Consider the following 19,855-nt stretch of genomic DNA (forward strand, 5'->3'; position numbering starts at 1 on the left):
CACATGGAAGACATCGGCGGCCCGGACCTTGAGGAAGGACAGGAACTCGAGTTCGACATCGAGCAGGCCCCCAAGGGCCCGCGCGCGACGAACGTCGAGCGCCTGTAAGGCGAATTCGCGGAGGTATCGGCACTTCAGAACCGTATTTTACACCGACGAGCGACGGCGCTGGCGTCAGTCCGATCGGTAGCCGACTCGCCGGCGAGCGGAGCCGACGGCGACTCGTCGGCCGGACCGGCCGACGACGCCGGTTCGTCGGGTGATCGGGTATCCGGTCGCCGAGCGACGGTCGGCCGGGTGATCGAGTATCCGGCCGCCGAGCGCCGGTTCCTCGGGTGACCGAGCATACGGTCGCCGACCGTTCGCGCCGCTGGCGGGCGACCGCCGTCCCGTTCGGTGAACGTTTAGTGACTGCATCGCCCACCTACGGTCATGACCGAATCCCAGTCCGAACCGACGCCGCTGATCCGTCGGAGCGACGAGATCGCCTACGAATCGGTCGACGCCGCCGAGGGCCTCTCGAAGGGCGTCTTGATCGCCGACGAGCACGGTGCGCCCAACTTCGCGATTCGGCGGTTCACGCTCGAACCCGGCGCCGAGGTGCCGAAACACACCAACGCGGTCGAGCACGAGCAGTACGTCCTCGACGGCGAGTACGTCGTCGGCATCAGCGATGCGCCTTCGGCGCATCGAGCAGACGGCGAAGCCGTCGACGACGGGGAGGAGTACGAGGTCGGACCGGGCGACTCGCTGTTGATCCCCGCCGGAACCGTCCACTGGTACCGGAACGAGGGCGACGAGGAGGGCGCGTTCATCTGCGCGGTGCCCAACGGCGACGACGAGATCGAGCTGACGGAGTGACGCCACCGTCAGTGAGCGACCCGGTCCGGGGAGACGCCGCCGCCCGTGAGCGACTCGGGTCGCGAGGTCGGCACCAACCGAGCCGTCACCCGGCCCGCGCAGCGGGCATCGTCGGCCGGCTCACCCGTTCCACGGGCACGGTGCGAGGTCCGCCACCGCCTGGATGACGTCGATTCCGTCGTCGGAGATCACTACGTGACCGCCGAAATCGGTGATCGTGACGGACAGCGACCCCTTCGCGGGCTCGCCGTCGTCCGGGTCGGCGATCACGGAGTGGACCCCGACCCGGGAGATCGACCCGATACCGGCGCTCTCGTCCGGTTCGACGTCGACCTCGCGCTCGAGGAGCTCCTCGCCGTCGTCGGTCTCCACGGTCACCGTCCCCGTCCAGCGACCGTCGGTTCGGTTCTCGAGGTCGAACGACCGCGGGGAGAGTTCGGGGGTCTCGGCCGCTTCGAGGGCGAGGCGCCGTCCGCCGTCCGTCTTCGTCACCGACGCGTCGTAGTAGGTCCCGTCGACGATCACGTAGCCGTCCGCGACGTCGATGGCGTCGGCCAGGTGGATGCGGTCGGCCTCGTAGCCGTTCTCCAGGGCGGCGTCGACCTCCGCCCGGATCTCCTCGGGCAACTCGCGGTAGGTGACCGCCTCGCGCTCGCAGCGCTCGTAGCGGGGGTCGTCGCTCGGCCCGCCCGGATCGTCCTCGTCGAGGGCGCCGAGACAGCCGGCCGCGCCCGCGAGGGCCGCGGCGGCCAGGAGGGATCTGCGTCGCATGGGTACTGTGTGCGAGTCGTCGCGACGCCATCATAAGCTTCGGGCTAACTACAACGTCGCTTTCACCGTACGCCACCAGGCGGGGGCGAGCGGGCCACTCGGCGACGTCGAGATCGCGGCGGTCGAGCGAGCGCCTCAGGCGGGGCTCGCCGATCGCCCCTCGGGTTCCGGGAGGTCGTACTCGACGCCCGTCAGCTCCTCGGAGACCTCCCACAGCCGACGCGCGAGCGCGCGATCGTACGACCGCTCGACGGAGCGGTGTGCCGTCGGCGGTCCGCGCATGTGCCGGAAGCGACTCGGGCCGTAGTACTCGCCGCCCCCGACGTCGGGCGCCGTGGCGGCGTACAGCACCGGAAGCGCCCCCTTCGCGGCCGACTGGGCGAGGAGGGCGTTCGAGACCCGTCGCAGGGCGAGGCGGACGCGCGAGCCGATCGCCCGCGCCGCCTTCGCCTGGAGCGCCGTGTCGGCGTACCCCGGGTGGGCCGCGACGCTCGCGATCGCCGAGCCGGCCGCGTCGAGGCGACGGTTCAACTCGTAGGCGAACAGCACGTTAGCGAGCTTCGATCGGCGGTAGGCGTCCCACCGGTCGTACTCGTCTCCGTCGCTCCCGAGTCCGAGGCCTCCCTCTCGGTCGACCTCGGCGAGGTCGTCGACGTCGAGTTCGCCGCCGCGGTGCATCTCGCTCGAGACGGTGACGACCCGGCCGTCGTCGGCGATCGAACCCAGGAGCCGTCCCGTCAGCGCGAAGTGGCCGAGGTGGTTGACGCCGAACTGCTCCTCGAAGCCGTCGGCGGTCTCGCGTCGGGGGATCGCCATCGTACCGGCGTTGTTGATCAGCAGGTCGATCGGCTCGCGCTCGTCGCCGACCCGCTCGGCGAAGGCGCGGATCGCGTCGAGCGAGGCCAGGTCGAGGCGCTCGACCGCGAGGGCGCCGTCGCCGTCGTCCTCGCCGACGTCCGCACGAATCTCGTCGGCCGCCGCTTCGCCCCGCCCGGCGCTCCGGCACGCCATCACCACGGTCGCGCCGTTCCTCGCGAACTCCCTGGCGGTTTCGAAGCCGATCCCGCTGTTCGCCCCCGTGACGATCGCTCGTCGGTCGCTGCAGTCCGGGACGTCGGCGGCGATCCGGGCCATGGGGAGTCTTCGGGTGCGGACCGGTTGACGGTTGTGCCGGAGGATTCTCGCGATCGGATTCGCCCCGGCCCGCCGCTTTCCGAGGCTTGAAGCCGCGACCGGACGGAGGCAGTGGCATGCGAACCCCTCCCGACACCGAGCGGGATCCGGTCACGGACGAACGACACGGTGAGCCGATCGTCGATCCCTACCGCTGGCTCGAAGCCGACGACGAGGCCGTCGCCGAGTGGGGGGCCGACCAGAACGCCTACACCGACGAGATCCTGGACGCCGAGCGCCGCGAGTCGCTGCGGCCCCGCCTGGAGCGACTGGCCGAGCGGGCGACCTACCACTTGCCGAAGTCGCGCGGCGGCCGGTACGTCCAGCTGATCGAGGCGCCCGACGCGGACCAACCCCGCCTGACCGTCAGGGAGGGACGCGACGACGAGCCCCGCACGCTCGTCGACCCCGCCGAGCTGGGCGCAGAGGTCTCGGTGAACTGGTTCGTCCCGTCGCCCGGCGGCGACCGCCTGGTCTACGGCCTGATGGAAGGCGGCACCGAGGAGTACGACCTCCGGGTGCTCGACGTCGAGTCGGGCGAGGTGATCGACCGGCTGGACGACGTCGGGCGGTGTAACGAGTTCGCCGTCGCGTGGGCGGGCGGCGGGAGCGGAGGCGAGGCCGGTACCGACGGGGGCGGCGCCGGTGGCGGAGACGGAGCGGGTGAGAAAGACGCCGACGGCTTCTACTACCTCTCTACGGGCAGCGCCGACGACGGCGCACTGCTGGAGAAGGAGCTGCGCTACCGCGAGCTCGGCGGCGAGGATCGGTTCGTCACCGACGGGATCCCGCCCGAGCGCTGGCCGGGCGTCCGGGTCGACCGCGAGAGCGGGCTGGTGCTGGTCGCCCTCGGCGAGCTCGGGTCGAACGCGAACCTCTACGCCCTCGACGACGACGAGCTCGTCCCCGTCGTCGTCGACGTCGACGCGACGTTTCGGCCGCTGATCCACGAGGGTCGCGTCTACCTGCTCACGGACCACGAGGCGCCGCGGTACAGGCTGCTGGGGATCGACGCCGGAGACTTCGCCGACGCCGACGGGCCCGACGACTTCGAGACGGTCGTCCCCGAGGGCGAGGACGTCCTGCTCGACGTCGCGCCGGCCGGTGACGGGTTCGCGCTCCACCGGATCCGCGAGGCGGCCTCCGTCGTCACGGTCCACGACGGCCACGGCGCGAAGCGCCACGAACTCTCGCTCCCCGATCACGTCGGGATCGCCAGGGACGGCTTCGACGGCAGTCCCGACGACGCGGAGCTGTTCTTCTCCATCGGCGGGTTCGACCGCCCGACCGGTATCGCGTACGCGGACGTCGGACCGGGGGCCGGCCCGAACGACTGGGCCGTCCGCCAGGAACCCGAGCTGCCGGCCGAACTCGATCCGCGCGGGGACCTCGAGCTGACCGTCGAGCGCATCCGGGTCGACTCGACCGACGGCGCGACCGTCCCCGTCTACGTCGTCCACCGGGCGGACCTCGAGCCGGACGGCGACGCGCCGACGGTGCTCACCGGCTACGGCGGCTTTCGGATCCCGCGACTGCCCGGTTTCGCGCCGTACGCCCTCCCCTTCCTCGCGGACGGCGGGGTGTACGCGCTCGCCTGCCTGCGCGGCGGCCTCGAGTTCGGCGAGGAGTGGCACGAGGCCGGCTCGCGCGAGCACAAGCACCACGTCTTCGAGGACTTCGAGGCCGCCGCCGCGGCGCTGATCGACCGGGGCTACACGAACGCCGACCGACTGGCGGGGTGGGGCGGCTCGAACGGCGGGTTGCTCGTCGGCGCCGCCCTGACGCGACGCCCCGACCTGTTCGGCGCGATAGTCTGTGCCGTCCCGTTGCTCGACATGCTGCGCTTCCACGAGTTTCTCCTCGGTCGGACCTGGACGCCCGAGTACGGCTCGCCCGATGACCCCGAGGCGTTCGCGTGGCTCCGCGAGTACTCGCCCTACCACAACGTCGCGGAACGCGACTACCCCGCGACGCTGTTCTGGACCTCCGCGGGCGACACGCGAGTCCACCCGGCCCACGCCCGGAAGATGGCCGCGCTCGTCCAGGCCGAGACGATCGGCGACGCGCCGATCTGCTTCCGGAGCTACGACGAGACCGGCCACGGCGTCGGCACGCCCACCTGGCTCGAGGTCGACCAGCAGGTCGATCAGTGGACGTTCGTCTACGAGGCGCTGGACGTCGAACCGAGCTAAGGGCGGGCTACGCCCGCCGACGTTCGAACCGCTCAAGTACGTCGCCTCGCTACGCACCCCATAGTGTCGAAGCAGCTCCAGGACGTCGAGACCCTCTTCTGTCACGAGATCGGCGACGACTACCAGGTCGTCGTCACCCGGGACGGCGAGCGGCTGTTCCGGGCGAAGCTGGGGCTCTCGGAGACGTCGGCCGGCCCCCGGCCGAGCAAGTTCCGGATCAAGCGGGGTTCGAGCGAGGAGCCCCGCCAGCCCGACGAGTTCGTCGAGCTGGCCCGGCGGGCCGAGCGCATCCGCATCTCCGAGCAGACCTCGCCGGCGGGCCGCCGCGAGCTCCAGGAGATGTTCGACGGCTACCAGCTCGAGGCGAAGGTGGTCCGCACGTGCCGGTACTGCGCCTCCGCGGGGAGGTACTCGCCGATCACGTCGGAGACGGCGATCAAGGACGACCGGGACTGGATCTGCACCGACTGCGCCCGCCGGGAGCTGGAGCGCCAGCTCTCGTACGTCGGGGGCGTGACGGGCGCGGCGAAAGATCGCCTCGAGGAGCTCATGCTCGAGGTCCAGGACCTCCAGCGGATCGTGAACCTGTTGAAGGGCCGGCTCGACCCGGACCTGACGAAGTTCGACACGATCTCGGCGACCGTCGACGAGGTCGATCCCGTCCGGGTCGACGCCCTCGACCTGCACCCCGACCTGCAGGGGCTGCTGGAGGACCGCTTCGAGACCCTCCTGCCGGTCCAGAGCCTGGCCGCCGAGAACGGCCTGTTCGAGGGCGCGGAACGCAGTTCCGCGGAAGACGCGAGCGGACGGAGTCCGCGAGACGGGCCGCGCGATCAGCTGGTGGTGAGCGCGACGGCGACCGGCAAGACCCTCGTCGGCGAGCTGGCGGGCATCGACCGCGTCCTCAAGGGCGAGGGGAAGATGCTCTTTCTCGTTCCGCTGGTGGCGCTGGCCAACCAGAAACACGAGGACTTCGCGGACGAGTACGGCCACCTGGTCGACGTCTCGATCCGCGTCGGGGCGAGTCGCATCGCCGACTCCGGCTCGCGGTTCGACCCGAACGCGGACGTGATCGTCGGCACCTACGAGGGGATCGACCACGCCCTGCGGACCGGCAAGGACATGGGCGATATCGCCACCGTCGTCATCGACGAGGTCCACACCCTGAAGGAAGAAGAGCGCGGCCACCGGCTCGACGGGCTCATCTCCCGGCTCAAGTACACGTGCGAGCGGCGAGCGAAGCGCCGGGACGACTACGACGGCGCCCAGTGGATCTACCTCTCGGCGACCGTCGGCAACCCCGAGGAGCTCGCCCGGGCGCTGGAGGCGACGCTCATCGAGTTCGAGGAGCGCCCGGTCCCCATCGAGCGCCACGTCACGTTCGCCGACGACCGGGAGAAGGTCCGCATCGAGAACAAGCTGGTCAAGCGGGAGTTCGACACGAAGTCCTCGAAGGGCTACCGGGGACAGACGATCGTCTTCACGAACTCCCGGCGGCGCTGCCACGAGATCGCCCGCCGGCTGGAGTACGACGCGGCGCCGTACCACGCGGGACTCGACTACAAGCGCCGGAAGACCGTCGAGCGGAAGTTCGGCGACCAGGAGCTGGCGGCCGTCGTCACGACCGCCGCCCTGGCCGCGGGGGTCGACTTCCCGGCCTCGCAGGTGATCTTCGACACCCTCGCGATGGGCATCGAGTGGCTCTCCGTCCAGGAGTTCCACCAGATGCTCGGCCGCGCCGGCCGGCCGGATTACCACGACGAGGGGAAAGTGTACCTGCTGGTCGAGCCGGACTGCAGCTACCACAACTCGATGGAGCGGACCGAAGACGAGGTCGCGTTCACGCTCCTCAAAGGAGAGATGGAGTCGGTGATGACCCACTACGACGAGGCCGCCGCCGTCGAGGAGACCCTGGCGAACGTCACCGTCGGCGGCCGGGACGCGAAGCGACTGAACGACCGAATGCTCGGGAAGGTGCCCACGAAACACGCCGTCGGGAAGCTCATCGAGTACGACTTCATCGACGGCTTCGAACCGACGCCGCTGGGTCGGGTCGTCACCGAACACTTCCTCGATCCGGGGGAGGCGTTCGCCCTGCTCGACGGCATTCGCACGGACGCACACCCGTACGACCTCGTCGCCGACATCGAACTGCGCGACGACGACCTGTAAACGAGGCCCTCGCGGACGGCCCGCTCGACCCCCTCGGCGGCGGCCGTACTCGTCTTCGGGGCTTCCTTCGACGGCGGCCACCTGGTTCACGGCACCAGGTCCGACGGCGGCCACCTGGTTCACGGCACCAGGTCCGACGGCGACCACCTGGTTCACGGCACCAGGTCCGACGGCGACCACCTGGTTCTCGGCCCCGCGTCCGACGGCGACCATCTGGTTCTCAACCCCGCGTTCGCGGGGCAACGATCGTCTTCCGTGACCTGTCTGCGGCCGGAACGGTAACGATCGGTTCGACCGGACGCGAGTCCAACGCGGGCCCCCGGTCCGGGTGACCTCCGTGGAATCGATATCATCCGAGGCGATCGACCCCCTGGCCAACGTCTTGCTGTCGGACGGTCCCCACGCCGACCCCGTCGAGTGTCGGACGAAGTGTCGTCGCGTGGAGCGGACGGCCGAGCTGCGCGTCTCCTTCGCCGGCGAGGGCGTCGACGTCCCGCCGACCGACGGGACGTCGTGCACGTTGGGGCTACCGTCGGTCGGCGACGTCATCCGTACCGCCGACGCCGCCGAGGGTCCCGACTTCGCGGGGGCGGTGGCGATCGACGCGGTCGCGGATCCGACGGACCTCGGGTCGATCGGGGTCTCGATCAGTCGCTCTCGCGAGCGCCGGAGCGACGAGCGGCTGGTCGTCTGTTTCGACTCGCTCGACGCGCCCCTTCGAGGGGCGGAACCCGGGACGTCTTCGAGTTTACGTACTACCTGAACCGGCGCCTCGAGAGCGTCGGCGCCCTGGCGAACTTTCACCTCGACCCGGCCGGGCACGAAGACCGGATCGTCGCGGCGTTCGGGGCGTCTTCGACGAGGCGGTCGTCGACGAGAGCGCGAGCGGCCCGATGCCGGAAGCGACCGACGACGAGGTCGCCGCGCTGCTCGCCGAGATCGGCGTCTCGGAGGACGAGCCCAGCTATCCCTGGGAGGACGGCCGGGTCGGCGAGGCGACCGACGAGGACGTCGAGACTCCCGGGCGGGCGACGGCCGCGGATCCGCGACTCGCCGCGACGTCAGCTCACGGACGCCGTCAGACCGCGAACGCCACGTCGAAGTACGCGAGCGCGAGCACCACGACCGCGCCGGGCAACCCGCCCAGCGCGACGATCGCCAGGGAGACGGGCGTGATCGCGACGGTGAACCCGACGAGGACGTCGACCAAGAGGATCGCCAGCAGCCCCACGACGGCGTTCACGATGAACGGTGCCAGCGCACGCACGATCACCGCGGCGATCAGGACGGCGACCAGCACCGCGACCAGGGCGGCGATTTCGAGACCGGCGGTCATGGTCGGCGGTACGTCGGACGGGCCGAAAACCGTTGGGTCGTAACGAAACCCTTTACGCGGTGGCCGAAGAACACTACGTGCGGGACCGTGGGTTAGCCTGGTATACTTCGGGCCTTGGGTGCCCGTGACCGCGGTTCAAATCCGCGCGGTCCCACTTATCTCGCCGCGAGCAAATTCGCGAGCGGCGAGTCCGTGACGAACAAGCGGATTTGAATCAGACTGAGGTTCTGCGAGCGCAGCGAGCAGGTTCTCAGGCGAGGTTCAAATCCGCGCGGTTCCATCTTCTTGCTACGAGCGACTCGCGAGTCTCGAGTGCGCTCGCATAGTTGCGCCGTCTGCTCGTCGCCGGCGGAACCGATCGCCGACGGCCAGCAGCGGTTCGAGGTGCCGATCCCGTCTAAGATGTGCGCCTCGGGGACGTCCGTCTCGGCGCGGAATCGAGCCCCTCGACGGTCCGCGGTTCCGGGCTGGCGCATGCGCCGAGATGCATCGACGGCGGTCGACGGGGGCGGAGCTGATCGGCCGACCCCGACCGACCGGACGTTTTTACCGGTCGGATATTTCAGATCGAGATAATCCGATCGCGATTTCCGTCCATCGAAATCGAATACTACGGCGGGGTGGGCGGGTTTCGGACATCCTTCGAACAGGTTCGTCGACGGCCACAATAGTTATCAATAAGCGCACGTGCTAGGTGTGCATGCCTTCGAATTCGCGCAGAGCGTTTCTGCGAAAGGCTGGTGCTGCTGGTGCGATCGGATCGGCAACGCTAGCGGGGTGTATCGGGTGGGGCGACGACGACGAACTGGCCGGCGTCCCCGAGTTGAACTTCCTGATTCCGACGTCGGGCGCGAACCCGGACCGCAACGAACTGGGTGGTCTCATCGCCGAGAACATGGAAGAGGTCGGCTTCGACGTCGACGTCGAGGAACTCCCGTTCGACCCGCACGTGGAACGGATATTCGCCGAAGATCGGGATTTCGACATCTCGTTGCTGGGCTGGGGCGGAACGCCGGAGCGCATCGATCCGCACATCTTCCTCACGGACATGCACCACTCGGATTTCACCGGTCCGGGTGGCCGAAACACGCCGGGATACGAGAACTCGGAGTACGACGAGATCGCCGAGGCCCAGGCCCAGGAGACCGATGAAGAGGCCCGGCGGGAGCTCGTCTTCGAGGCCCAGGAGACCCTCGCCGAGGACCAGCCGCGGTGTTACATCGCGAACGAGGGCGGCGATCACCCGTGGAACAACGAATCGCTCGAGAGCGTCAACGCGACGCTCGGCGAGGGACTCAACGGCTTCTGGAACTTCATGGACGCCCAGCCGGCCGACGGCGTCGACCAGATCACGTTCGGGTACTCCGCGGACATCATCTCGCTGAACCCGATGCAGGACATGGCGACCCCCGACCGGCAGTTCATCCGGCTCATCTACGACCAACTGTACCGGTTCGACGAGGTCGGCGACCCCATGCCGTGGATCGCGACGGACGCGCCGGACATCTCCGACGACGGGACGGAGTTTACGGTCGAGATCAGGGACGATCACACGTTCCACGACGGGGAGCCGGTAACGCCGGAGGACGTCGTATTCTCGTACGAACTCTTCGGCGAATACTCGCCGACGTACTCGGTATATCTCGACCCGATCGAAGAGATGGAGATCGACGGCCAGGAAGTGACGTTCCACCTCAGCGAACCGGACGCGACGTTCGAACGAAACGCGCTGGCCCAGATCTACGTCTTCCCGGAGCACGTCTGGGGTGACGTCGACGATCCCACGGAACACACCGACGACGAGTACGTCGGCAGCGGTCCCTACCAGTTCGTCGACTGGGAGCGCGAGGTAGAGTTGCAGCTGGAGCGGTTCGACGACCACTTCCAGCCGCCGAACATCGAGCGGCTCATCCGCGTACCCGGCGACGAAGCCACCATCATGGACGAGATCGAAGCCGGCGAGCTGGACATGGCCGGCCAGGACCCGACCGTGACCCAGCTCGAACGGCTGCAGGAAGAGGAGCACGTCGACCTGGCCAGCTTCGACGCGGTCGGTCACGCGAAACTCTCGTACAACATGCGCCGCGACCACATGGACGACGTCCACATCCGCCGGGCGATCTCCTACTGCGTCCCCAAGGAGGACTTCGTCGAGACCATCCGCGGCGGCATGGGAACGGTGACGCACACGCCGATTTCCCCGGCCGTCGAGACCTGGCACAACCCCGACGTCCGGGAGTACACCGAAGACCTCGACGCGGCCAGAGCCGAGCTGGAGGAAGGCGGTTACCTGTAGGTCGCTCGCCGCCCGACGAGGGTACCGTTCGGACCGCTGATCGCCACGCGACGGCGATGCGGCGGTACCCGTGCGGTCGATTTCGGGCTCGAGGCGACACGAACGGAACGAGCGTTAACGTGAGTCGACCCCGAAGGCGATTCAAAAATTGCGACCGATCCGATCGGTCGGCGATCGAATCGAGAAATACACGGCCCGGCCGCGTCGCCGCTCGCTCGACACGTCAACCACGTACACGCAAACGCGATGCAACTCGCCAGCAAACCGAACGGACCATGGGATCACTTCCGACGATAAGCCGATGGAGCGAACGTAACAGATGGGATTGAGAGAATACGTACTTCGACGAATCTTCCAGCTCGTACTGACGCTGTGGGCGTTCGTCACCGTCCTGTTCGTCCTGTTCCGGATGGTCCCGGGCGATCCGACGACGCGCTTTCTGATGGACTATCCGGATCCGGCGCTGCGAGACGCCCGCATCGAAGAGCTCGGACTGGACCAACCGCTTCACATCCAGTACATCGAGTACATCGGCGCCCTCCTGCGCGGGGATTTCGGGGACTCGACCTACTACAATCAGCCGGTCGGCGAGCTCATCTTCCCGCTGTTTCTCAACACGGTCGTCCTCATGTTCACGGCGCTGTTGATCGCCTACACGTTCGGCGTCCTCTTCGGCGCGGCGATGGGCTGGTGGCGCGGGAGCCGGTTCGAACGCGGCGGGATCGTCGCCACCCTCGTCGCCCGGTCCTCCCCGGAGTTCTGGATCGGCATCATCCTCGTCTGGATCTTCGTCTACCAGTTCGGGCTCCTCCCGCGGGCCGGAATCGGGGGCTACGGCGGCGAGCTGACGATGAACCTCACCGGACGCTACGTCAATTTCGACTTCCTCAGACACCTCATCTTGCCGGCGCTGACGGGCGCGATCTTCTACATGGCGACGCCCGCGCTGTTGATGCGGAACACGATGTTGGAAGTGCTGAAGGCGGACTTCATCGAGATGAAGAAGGCGGAGGGTCTGCCGGAACGAACCGTTCTCTACAAGCACGCCGCGCGTAACTCCGTGTTGCCGCTGGTCACCGTCGTGGCCATCGCGACCGGGGCGGCGATGGGCGGCTCGGTCATCATCGAGACCGTGTTCAACTGGCCCGGTATCGGCCGCGAGATGGTCGACTCGGTCACCAGGAACGACTACCCGATGGCGATGGCCACGTTCTTCTTCATGGGGACGGCGGTCATCGTGATGAACTTCGTCGCCGACCTGGCGTACCTCTACCTCGACCCGCGGGTGACCTACGAATGAGCCACGAAACGCCGACCGATACCGACGAACGGACGACCGACGGCGTCGACTCGCGGGGGATCCGCTGGCGGCGGCGCCTGAACGCCCTGCGGAGCTGGGTGTCCGCGATGAAAGACGACCGGCTGGGCCAGATCGGCCTCGTCATCCTCGCCGTCTTCATCGTGGTCGGCATCTTCGCTCGACCGATCGAGATCTCGATCGGACCCGCCTACGTGACGATCCAGCCGTTCTCGCTGGCGCCGTACGACCCGAGCGCCCGACCGGCGGACGGATTTCACGGACCGACCTGGTCGCACCCGCTCGGGACGACCAGCCTCGGCCGGGACGTCCTCTCACAGCTCCTCGCGGCGACCCGGGTGACGCTCATCGTGGGCTCCGTCGCGGCGTTCATGGCCGTCTTCATCGGTGCCAACGTCGGTATCGTGAGCGCGTACTTCGGCGGCTGGGTCGACGACGTCCTGATGCGGATCACGGACGTCGTCTACGGCATCCCGTTCCTGCCGTTCGCGATCGCGCTGGTGTTCATCCTCGGCGCCAGCCTCCTGAACGTCATCTTCGCGATCGTCTTGATCCTCTGGCGCGGGACGGCCCGGGTGGTCCGCTCGCAGGTGTTGAGTCACAAGCAACGACCGTACGTCGAGAGCGCGCGGGCGATCGGGGCGAGTCACTTCCGGATCATGTACGTGCAGATCATGCCGAACGTCCTGCCGCTGATCTCGCTGTACGCCGCGTTCGCGGTGGCCTGGGCGGTCATCGCCGAAGCGAGCCTGTCGTTTCTCGGTCTCGGCCCGCCGGGCATGATCTCGTGGGGCGAGATGATCTACGACGTCCGCACGGAGGGCGCCCTGCGAGAGGCCTGGTGGTGGGTCTTCCCGCCGGGCATCTGCATCATGCTGTTCGTGATGTCGGTGTTCTTCATCGGCCGCTCGCTGGAAAAGGTGGTCAACCCGGAACTCCGTCACACGGCGAACTGACCCGACGATACACAACGATACAACGATGTCACTACTCACGATCGACGGCCTTCGGATGTACTACGGGAGCGAAGACGGCTACGTTCGCGCCGCCGACGACGTCAGTCTCGAACTCGACCGGGGTGAGACGCTCGGTCTGGTGGGTGAGAGCGGCTCGGGGAAGACGACGATCGCCCGCTCGATCATCCGATTGCTTCCCGACAACGCCGAGCTGGTCGAGGGTTCGATCGACCTCGACGGCACGGAAATCACCGAGCTGAGCGAGCGAGAGTTGCGAAAGCAGGTTCGCTGGCGGAACGTCTCGATGATCCCCCAGAACGCGATGAATTCGTTCGACCCGGTCTACACCGTCGGCACGCAGATCGTCCAGGCGATCACCTACCACGAAGACGGGGTGTCGAAGGAAGCGGCGAAAGAGCGGGCTCGCGACCTGTTCGAGGACCTCGGGATCGATCCCGACCGCGTCGACGACTACCCGCACCAGTTCTCCGGGGGGATGGCCCAGCGGGCGATGATCGCGCTGGCGCTGTGTCTCGACCCGAAGCTGATCCTCGCCGACGAACCGACGACGGCCCTGGACGTCGTGATCCAGGATCGCATCCTCGAGACGATCAAAGAGATGCAGGCGGAGATCGATTGTGCGATGATTCTGATCACCCACGACATCTCGGTCGTCAGCGAGACGTCCGATCGGATCGCCGTCTGCTATGGCGGCCGGATCGTCGAGCAGGCGGACGCGGCCACGATCATCGACGAACCACGCCACCCCTACACGCTGGGATTGCGAAACGCGTTCCCGGATATCGCCGACACGGACGAAGAACTCATCTCGATTCCGGGGACGCCACCGGAACTCGTCGACCCGGGCGAGGGCTGTCGGTTCGCCCCGCGGTGTCCGTTCGCTCAGGAGGAGTGCTGGGAGGTCACGCCCGAGCCGGAGGAGTTCGAGGACGGCCACGTCGTCAGGTGCCACCGGGCGGACGAAGCCGACGAGCTGCGCGAGCTCGCCGAACGGAAAGAGACGTGGGAGGACGCCCACGGTCGGGTTCCCAACCCGATCCAGGGAGGTTACGACTGATGTCGCTCGTCTCGGACGCGGACGGGTCGGCGGGCTCACGGGAGAACGTGAAGCTGCGCCTCGAAAGCGTCGACAAACACTTCACCGTCAATCAGGGCGTACTGGCTCGCATTCTCAGGGGCGAATCGTCGCAGTACGTCCACGCCGTCGACGACGTCAGCCTCGAGATCGCCGAGGGCGAGGCGTTCGGTCTCGCGGGCGAATCCGGCTGCGGGAAGACGACGCTCGGCAAGACGGCGATCAAGCTGCACGACCCGACCGGCGGGCGGATCGTCTTCGACGGCGAGGACATCACCGACTACAGCGGGCGCGACCTGAAGGCGTTCCGCCGCGAGGCCCAGGTCATCCAACAGAATCCCTACGATTCGATCAACCCCAGATTTACGGTCTACGAGTGGGTCGAGGAGCCGCTGATCGTCCACGGGATCGGCTCGAGCGAGGAACGCGACGCCCGGGTCCTCCGAACCCTCGAGATGGCCGGTTTGAAGCCGGCGGAGGCCTACGCGAGGGAGTATCCGAGCGAGCTCAGCGGCGGCGAGCGCCAGCGCGTCGGGATCGCCCGGGCGCTGGTGCTGGAGCCGTCGTTCCTGCTGGCCGACGAGCCGGCGAGCATGCTGGACGTCTCCATCCGGGCGAGCATCCTCGACGTGTTCGAGCGCCTCCAGGAGGATCTCGGACTGACGGCGCTGTACATCAGCCACGACCTCTCGCTGCTGAAACACATCTGCGACCGGATCGGGATCATGTACCTCGGCCAGCTGGTCGAGGTCGGACCGGCCGACGAGATCATCGAGAACCCCCAGCATCCCTACACTCAGGCGCTGGTCTCGTCGGTTCCGCGGATCGACCCGGAGGCCGAGCGCGAGCGCGTCGAACTGGTCGGGGAGGTGCCGGACGCCGTCGAGGTGCCGAGCGGCTGTCGGTTCCACCCGCGGTGCCCGAAGCAGGTCCCGCCGGAAGACGTGAACCTGGATCAGGAGGCCTGGCGGACGGTCGCCACCCTTCGCCACGACCTCCTGGCCGACGACCTGCGGACGTCCGCCGACGAGACCGATCCGGAACGGATCCGGCGAGCGTACGACGTGCCGGCGGAGCTCTCCGACCCGCGCGTCGACGACATCCTCGGGGACGCCCTCCGGGAGTCCGTCGCCGAGGACGACGGCGACGCGATCGAGCGGCTGCGAGCCGAACTCGAGAGTCCGTGCGAGCGAAAGCCGATCCCGACCTACGAGGCCACCGCCGTCCAGCGGGCGAAGTGCATCCTGCACGATCCGGACGGGCCGTACCGGGTCTCTGGTCCGGCGGAGGACTGATCGAACGACGGCCCGCCGATCTGCGACCGGCGGAGGACCGTTTATCAGACGTCCGTTCTCTCTGCGACCGTTCGGCCCGACGGCCCCATCCGCCCGTCTCGACGGACCGACCGCGGAGCGATCGCTCCGAGCGTTGGGCTCGAACCGGCCTCCAGACTCCCCCTCGGGCGCCTCGAATCCGCCGAGGCGACGGCGCGCTCCGCCTCAATCGATCGCGGTCCCGCGCCGGCCGTCAGGGCCGTCGCGAACCGCGGAGGTCTCCCTCACGTCGACCGCACCGTCGGCGGCCACGGTGACCTCGTACCCGTTGTACGTAAACCGCACCCACCCGTCGGACGGTCGGTTCCCCGCGCTCGTCGGTTCGAAGAGGGCGTCGAGGGCCTCCGGATCGACGACGGCGTGTAGCGGCGGCGTGAGCTCCGCCGGATCGACCCCTTCGCGTGCTGCGACTTCGGTGACGATTCGTACCCCTAACTCCCCCGTCATAGAGACACCGACATGCAGCCGCGATAAAAATCCCCGGCATCTGCCGTTGGGGGCGACCGGTGAACTATGCCGAAACGAATTACCACAAACCTCGATTGAAGCGCGATACCGTCCCTTGAAGCTCGAGTCGGCTCGACGACGGCAAGGTAATGGCTCGATACCAGAACGCCGTACCGGGTCGAACGCTCGTTCCATCGCGGTCGGCGAATCCGTTCGGCCCGCACGCGGGGCCGTCGTCGCTCACTCCCCGTCGGCGTACGTCTCGCGCTCGGCGATCTGGACGGACGTCTCGCCGGATTCGGCGACGAGGCGTTCGGTGTCGTCGATCGTTTCGACCCTGAACCGAAGGTCGTCGACGGCCGTTTCGTCTCCGTCGTCGGGGATCGACGCGGAACCGACCGGTTCGTCGTCTCGGGTGACCCGAACCTCGAAGTCCTCCTCGGTCGGGGCGACCGCGATCCGGTACTCGTCGATTACCGCGGCCGCCCGGACCGGCTCGGACGCGTACGACCGGCTCGTTTCGCCGTCGACCGTCAGGTCGACCGCGTAGGCGGTTTCGTTGCCGACGACCTCCCAGCCGGTGCGTTCGGCGCGGACGGTCTCGCGCCAGCCGATCCCGCCGACCGTCGCGGTCGCGTTCCCGTCGTGGGCGATGACGTCGGAACGCTCGCCGACGGTCCAGAGCTCGCGGTCGTCGCTGACGACGATCAGGCCGTCCTGGGTCGTCTCGTCGCCGTTCGGGAAGAGCAGGAGGGACTGGTCCGCCGTGGCGTTGCGCTCGTAGGTGACGGTGTAGTCGCCGGCCTCGACGCCCCCCGATCCGGGGACCTCGTCGCCGACGACGCTGAACCCGTACGGAACGCCGACGAGCGCGACGAGCGCCGTGAGCGCGAGGAGCGCGAGGAGGGCGGCGCCGCGGCGGGTGATCGGGCCCGCGTGGACGCGCTCTGGTACCAAGGGCGGGAGGGCCGGGAGCGCGAGCAGCGCGGACAGTACCACCGCCACGGCCACGGCGAACGGCGCGGCGTCACCCGCCGCGAGCGCGGCGGCGAGTCCGAGCAGGAAGCCGAGGCCGACGAGGACGAGCCAGACGGCTGCGAGCGTCCGCCGCGACGGGGCTCGGGGCAGTATCGAGAGGGGACGCGGGAGCGGCCGCTCCTCGCCGGCGACGGCCGCGGCGATCACCACCGACAGCAGGAGGACGAACGTCACGCCGGCGCCCCGGTAGAGCACCCACGCGTCGTCGCCGGCCGACCAGGAGAGCAGCCACAGCGCCTGCACGAGGCCGACCGCCGCCACCGCGAGGAAGACGGTCTCGGCGCTCTGCCGGCGATCCCGCCGACGCACCAGCGCGATCGCGAGGACGACGCCGACGAGAAAGCCCAGCAGGTGGGCGTGGAATCCGATGCCCGCCCACCCCGGCGGCGCGGGCGCACCCGGGTCGATCGTCTCGCGGACGACCGGGTTGGCCAGGGCGTCGTACAGCGTCCCCAGGGCGGCCGTGGCCACGACGCCGGCGACGGCCGCCAGCGGGTACGTGACCAGTACGAACCCGAAGATGGCGAACACCGCTCCCGAGAAGCCGAGCCCCGGTCCGAGCGAGAACAGCGCCGTGAGGACGGCGACGCCCAGCAGCGCGGCCGGGAAAACCACCGCCGCGCGAATCCACGGATCGGCCAGCAATCCACCCGCCGCTTCGACCGGCTCCCCAGCGTCGTTCCGGGCGTCCCCGACCGTGCGGCTCCCGCCCGGGTAGTGACTCCAGGCGTACTCCGCGATCGGCGCGAAGACGATCGTCCCCAGCATGTTGGAGACGAGGTGATCCGGCCCGCCGTGGGCGACCCCTGCCGTCAACAGCCCCGTCGGGTAAAAGTACGACCAGGTGACGAACGGCTTGAACAGCGGCTCGCTCCAGTTGCGCGCTCCGTCCTGGACGACCAGGTAGAACGCGACGACGATCCCGACGGTGACGAGCGTTCCCCAGGGAACCCCGTAGAGCAGCCGATCCTCGACCCGCGACCGCCACCGACCCGGTCCCGCCGCGTACCACGCGTACCCGAGCGCGACGGCGAGGGCCAGGACGAGCGCGATCCGCGTCGGCGAGAGACCCATCGTCCGTACAGTACGACACCGAGCCCGTAACTGTTCGGTCTTTCCCGGTCGGGCGGCCCTCACGAGCGACGACGGCCGGGTGCTCCTCGTGGGTGTTCGATCGGACGCTCCTTCGGTCGGGTCGGATGCTACTTGTTGGACCGCTACGTGGCCAGACCATGGACGAACGGTTCGACGTCGTCGAAGCCACGATCGGCGACGTCCACGAGGCGTATCGCAACGGTGCGCTCACCGCGGTCGAACTCGTCGAGCGCTACCGCCGCCGGATCGAGGCCCACGACGACGAGCTGAACGCGATCCTCGTCGACAACCCCGACGCCGACGAGCGCGCGGCGGCGCTCGACGACGCGCTCGCCGCCGACGGGGAGTTCGTCGGTCCGCTCCACGGGATCCCGGTGATCCTGAAGGACAATCAGGCGACCGCGGACCTGCCGACGACGGCCGGCTCGGCCACGTTGGCCGATGCCGTCCCGCCCAGAGACGCGTCCGTCGTCGAGCGGCTCCGCGAGGCGGGCGCGATCGTTCTCGCGAAGGCGAACCTCCAGGAGTTCTCGTTCGGGGTCGACACCGTCAGCTCGCTCGGCGGGGAGACCCGAAACGCCTACGCGACCGATCGACGGCCCTCGGGGTCGAGCGGCGGCACGGCGACCGCCGTCGCGGCCAATCTGGGACTACTCGGTACGGGATCGGACACCTGCTCGTCGGTCCGCTCGCCGCCGGCGTTCGCCAGCCTCGTCGGGATTCGGCCGACGCGGGGACTCGTCAGCCGGACCGGGGTGGTCCCGCTGTGTGACACCCAGGACACGGTGGGACCGATCGCCCGGACGGTCGCCGACGCGGCCAGGATGCTCGACGCCATGGTGGGCTACGATCCCGAGGATCCGATCAGCGCGCGGGGCGTCGGCCGGGTGCCCGAGGACGGCTACGCCGCGGGGCTCGCCGACGCCGACCTCTCGGACGCGCGGATCGGCGTCGTCCGCGACTTCTTCGGCCTCGCCGACGACTCGCTCGAGATGGCGGCGGGGGCGGCCGCCGTGACGCGGGCGATCGACGAGGCCGTCGCGGAGCTGCGAGCGGCCGGGGCGACCGTCGTCGATCCGGTGTCGGTCGTCGATCCCGACCGACTGGCCGACGCCAGGGTACTGCACCTCGAGTTCAAGCGCGACCTGGAGCGCTACCTGGCGGAGTGGGCCCCCGACGTGGCACACGAGACGATGGCCGAGCTCCTCGAGACCGGGGAGATCCACCCCTGGATCGAAGCGCGCATGGACGGGGCGGCCATCCTCGACGTCGACGTCGACGGCCTCGCGGAGAACCGCGAGTACCTCCGACGCCTCGAGCGTCGCCGCGAACTCCGGGACGACACGCTCGCCGCGATGGCGGACGCCGACGTGGACGCGCTGGCCTATCCGCCGTCGACGGTCCCGCCCGTCGAACTCCCCGACCGCCAGCCCTTCAGCGAGATGCGCTGCGAGCTGGCCGCCCACACCGGGCTCCCGGCGATCGTCGTCCCCGCCGGCTTCACGGCCGACGGACTCCCGGTCGGCCTGGAACTGCTGGGCCGACCGTTCGCCGAGCGGGAATTGGTGGATATCGCGCACGTGTACGAGCGCGAAACCGCTCATCGGGAACCGCCGGACGGGTTCGGCTCGCTCGGGTAATCGCCGTCCGGAAGTGGTCGGAAAAGCTCGGCTCGCTCGGGTAATCGCCGTCCGGAAGTGGTCGGAAAAGTTCGGCGCGCTCACGTAATCGCCATCCGGAAGTGGTCGGACGGGTTCGGCCCGCTCACGT

Annotated in this window: 16 protein-coding genes and 1 tRNA gene; 12 read left to right on the forward strand and 5 right to left on the reverse strand. The window is 68.8% G+C overall.

Annotated elements, in window-relative coordinates:
- Both QZT59_RS01900 and QZT59_RS01905 read left to right on the forward strand, forming a co-directional pair.
- The coding region (locus QZT59_RS01900) for a cold-shock protein (protein WP_290810624.1) at positions 1–108 on the forward strand (108 nt) is incomplete at its 5' end.
- Positions 109–432: 324 nt separating this feature from the next.
- Positions 433–861, forward strand: a complete 429-nt coding sequence (locus QZT59_RS01905; protein ID WP_290810558.1) for a cupin domain-containing protein — start codon at positions 433–435, stop codon at positions 859–861.
- Positions 862–981: 120 nt separating this feature from the next.
- On the opposite strand, the gene QZT59_RS01910 is transcribed toward QZT59_RS01905, so the two are convergent.
- Positions 982–1,632: a hypothetical protein gene (locus QZT59_RS01910; protein ID WP_290810561.1), complete on the reverse strand. Its 651-nt coding sequence runs from the start codon at positions 1,630–1,632 to the stop codon at positions 982–984.
- Positions 1,633–1,767: 135 nt separating this feature from the next.
- Positions 1,768–2,766 (reverse strand): oxidoreductase, encoded by a 999-nt coding sequence (locus QZT59_RS01915; protein WP_290810562.1) that lies wholly within the window; start codon positions 2,764–2,766, stop codon positions 1,768–1,770.
- 116 nt (positions 2,767–2,882) lie between these two features.
- On the opposite strand from QZT59_RS01915, the gene QZT59_RS01920 reads away from it, so the two are divergent.
- From QZT59_RS01920 to QZT59_RS01930, 3 genes are all read left to right on the forward strand, one after another.
- Positions 2,883–4,997, forward strand: coding sequence for a prolyl oligopeptidase family protein (locus QZT59_RS01920; protein ID WP_290810565.1), 2,115 nt, complete (start codon positions 2,883–2,885; stop codon positions 4,995–4,997).
- A 63-nt stretch (positions 4,998–5,060) separates the two neighbouring features.
- Positions 5,061–7,169 (forward strand): DEAD/DEAH box helicase, encoded by a 2,109-nt coding sequence (locus QZT59_RS01925; protein WP_290810568.1) that lies wholly within the window; start codon positions 5,061–5,063, stop codon positions 7,167–7,169.
- A gap of 337 nt (positions 7,170–7,506) precedes the next feature.
- The gene (locus QZT59_RS01930; RefSeq protein ID WP_290810571.1) at positions 7,507–7,932 is read left to right on the forward strand and encodes a hypothetical protein; all 426 of its coding nucleotides are present in this window, start codon (positions 7,507–7,509) and stop codon (positions 7,930–7,932) included.
- Positions 7,933–8,247: 315 nt separating this feature from the next.
- Here QZT59_RS01930 and QZT59_RS01935 read toward each other — a convergent pair whose 3' ends face one another.
- Positions 8,248–8,505 carry a pro-sigmaK processing inhibitor BofA family protein gene (locus tag QZT59_RS01935; RefSeq protein WP_290810574.1) on the reverse strand — a complete coding sequence of 86 codons (258 nt, stop codon included), beginning with the start codon at positions 8,503–8,505 and terminating at the stop codon, positions 8,248–8,250.
- 81 nt (positions 8,506–8,586) lie between these two features.
- Between QZT59_RS01935 and QZT59_RS01940 the strand changes: the two genes are divergently transcribed.
- From QZT59_RS01940 to QZT59_RS01965, 6 genes are all read left to right on the forward strand, one after another.
- Positions 8,587–8,659 (forward strand) — tRNA-Pro (locus QZT59_RS01940).
- A 546-nt stretch (positions 8,660–9,205) separates the two neighbouring features.
- Positions 9,206–10,801 (forward strand): ABC transporter substrate-binding protein, encoded by a 1,596-nt coding sequence (locus QZT59_RS01945; RefSeq protein WP_290810577.1) that lies wholly within the window; start codon positions 9,206–9,208, stop codon positions 10,799–10,801.
- Positions 10,802–11,120: 319 nt separating this feature from the next.
- Positions 11,121–12,101, forward strand: coding sequence for an ABC transporter permease (locus tag QZT59_RS01950; protein WP_290810580.1), 981 nt, complete (start codon positions 11,121–11,123; stop codon positions 12,099–12,101).
- On the forward strand, positions 12,098–13,075 hold the full coding sequence (locus QZT59_RS01955; RefSeq protein WP_290810583.1) for an ABC transporter permease: 978 nt from the start codon (positions 12,098–12,100) through the stop codon (positions 13,073–13,075). The genes QZT59_RS01950 and QZT59_RS01955 overlap by 4 nt, the downstream gene beginning before the upstream one ends.
- A gap of 25 nt (positions 13,076–13,100) precedes the next feature.
- Positions 13,101–14,153, forward strand: a complete 1,053-nt coding sequence (locus QZT59_RS01960) for an ABC transporter ATP-binding protein (RefSeq protein ID WP_290810586.1) — start codon at positions 13,101–13,103, stop codon at positions 14,151–14,153.
- Complete coding sequence (locus QZT59_RS01965; RefSeq protein ID WP_290810588.1) at positions 14,153–15,466, forward strand: ABC transporter ATP-binding protein; 1,314 nt, start codon at positions 14,153–14,155, stop codon at positions 15,464–15,466. The genes QZT59_RS01960 and QZT59_RS01965 overlap by 1 nt, the downstream gene beginning before the upstream one ends.
- A gap of 204 nt (positions 15,467–15,670) precedes the next feature.
- Here QZT59_RS01965 and QZT59_RS01970 read toward each other — a convergent pair whose 3' ends face one another.
- Positions 15,671–15,952, reverse strand: coding sequence for a HalOD1 output domain-containing protein (locus QZT59_RS01970; protein ID WP_290810590.1), 282 nt, complete (start codon positions 15,950–15,952; stop codon positions 15,671–15,673).
- Positions 15,953–16,192: 240 nt separating this feature from the next.
- The gene (locus QZT59_RS01975) at positions 16,193–18,064 is read right to left on the reverse strand and encodes a rhomboid family intramembrane serine protease (RefSeq protein WP_290810592.1); all 1,872 of its coding nucleotides are present in this window, start codon (positions 18,062–18,064) and stop codon (positions 16,193–16,195) included.
- Between the two features lie 158 nt (positions 18,065–18,222).
- On the opposite strand from QZT59_RS01975, the gene QZT59_RS01980 reads away from it, so the two are divergent.
- Complete coding sequence (locus QZT59_RS01980) at positions 18,223–19,725, forward strand: amidase (protein ID WP_290810594.1); 1,503 nt, start codon at positions 18,223–18,225, stop codon at positions 19,723–19,725.
- The last annotated feature ends 130 nt before the right edge of the window (positions 19,726–19,855 follow it).

It is taken from the genome of Halovivax sp., assembly GCA_007119345.1.
Lineage (GTDB): Archaea > Halobacteriota > Halobacteria > Halobacteriales > Natrialbaceae > Halovivax.

What these genes read in the sequence shown, in the direction of transcription:
- QZT59_RS01905 (WP_290810558.1), top strand. Translation starts at nt 433, where the DNA reads ATGACCGAATCCCAGTCCGAACCGACGCCGCTGATCCGTCGGAGCGAC.
- QZT59_RS01910 (WP_290810561.1), bottom strand. Translation starts at nt 1,632, where the DNA reads ATGCGACGCAGATCCCTCCTGGCCGCCGCGGCCCTCGCGGGCGCGGCC.
- QZT59_RS01915 (WP_290810562.1), bottom strand. Translation starts at nt 2,766, where the DNA reads ATGGCCCGGATCGCCGCCGACGTCCCGGACTGCAGCGACCGACGAGCG.
- QZT59_RS01920 (WP_290810565.1), top strand. Translation starts at nt 2,883, where the DNA reads ATGCGAACCCCTCCCGACACCGAGCGGGATCCGGTCACGGACGAACGA.
- QZT59_RS01935 (WP_290810574.1), bottom strand. Translation starts at nt 8,505, where the DNA reads ATGACCGCCGGTCTCGAAATCGCCGCCCTGGTCGCGGTGCTGGTCGCC.
- QZT59_RS01945 (WP_290810577.1), top strand. Translation starts at nt 9,206, where the DNA reads ATGCCTTCGAATTCGCGCAGAGCGTTTCTGCGAAAGGCTGGTGCTGCT.
- QZT59_RS01950 (WP_290810580.1), top strand. Translation starts at nt 11,121, where the DNA reads ATGGGATTGAGAGAATACGTACTTCGACGAATCTTCCAGCTCGTACTG.
- QZT59_RS01955 (WP_290810583.1), top strand. Translation starts at nt 12,098, where the DNA reads ATGAGCCACGAAACGCCGACCGATACCGACGAACGGACGACCGACGGC.
- QZT59_RS01960 (WP_290810586.1), top strand. Translation starts at nt 13,101, where the DNA reads ATGTCACTACTCACGATCGACGGCCTTCGGATGTACTACGGGAGCGAA.
- QZT59_RS01965 (WP_290810588.1), top strand. Translation starts at nt 14,153, where the DNA reads ATGTCGCTCGTCTCGGACGCGGACGGGTCGGCGGGCTCACGGGAGAAC.
- QZT59_RS01970 (WP_290810590.1), bottom strand. Translation starts at nt 15,952, where the DNA reads ATGACGGGGGAGTTAGGGGTACGAATCGTCACCGAAGTCGCAGCACGC.
- QZT59_RS01975 (WP_290810592.1), bottom strand. Translation starts at nt 18,064, where the DNA reads ATGGGTCTCTCGCCGACGCGGATCGCGCTCGTCCTGGCCCTCGCCGTC.
- QZT59_RS01980 (WP_290810594.1), top strand. Translation starts at nt 18,223, where the DNA reads ATGGACGAACGGTTCGACGTCGTCGAAGCCACGATCGGCGACGTCCAC.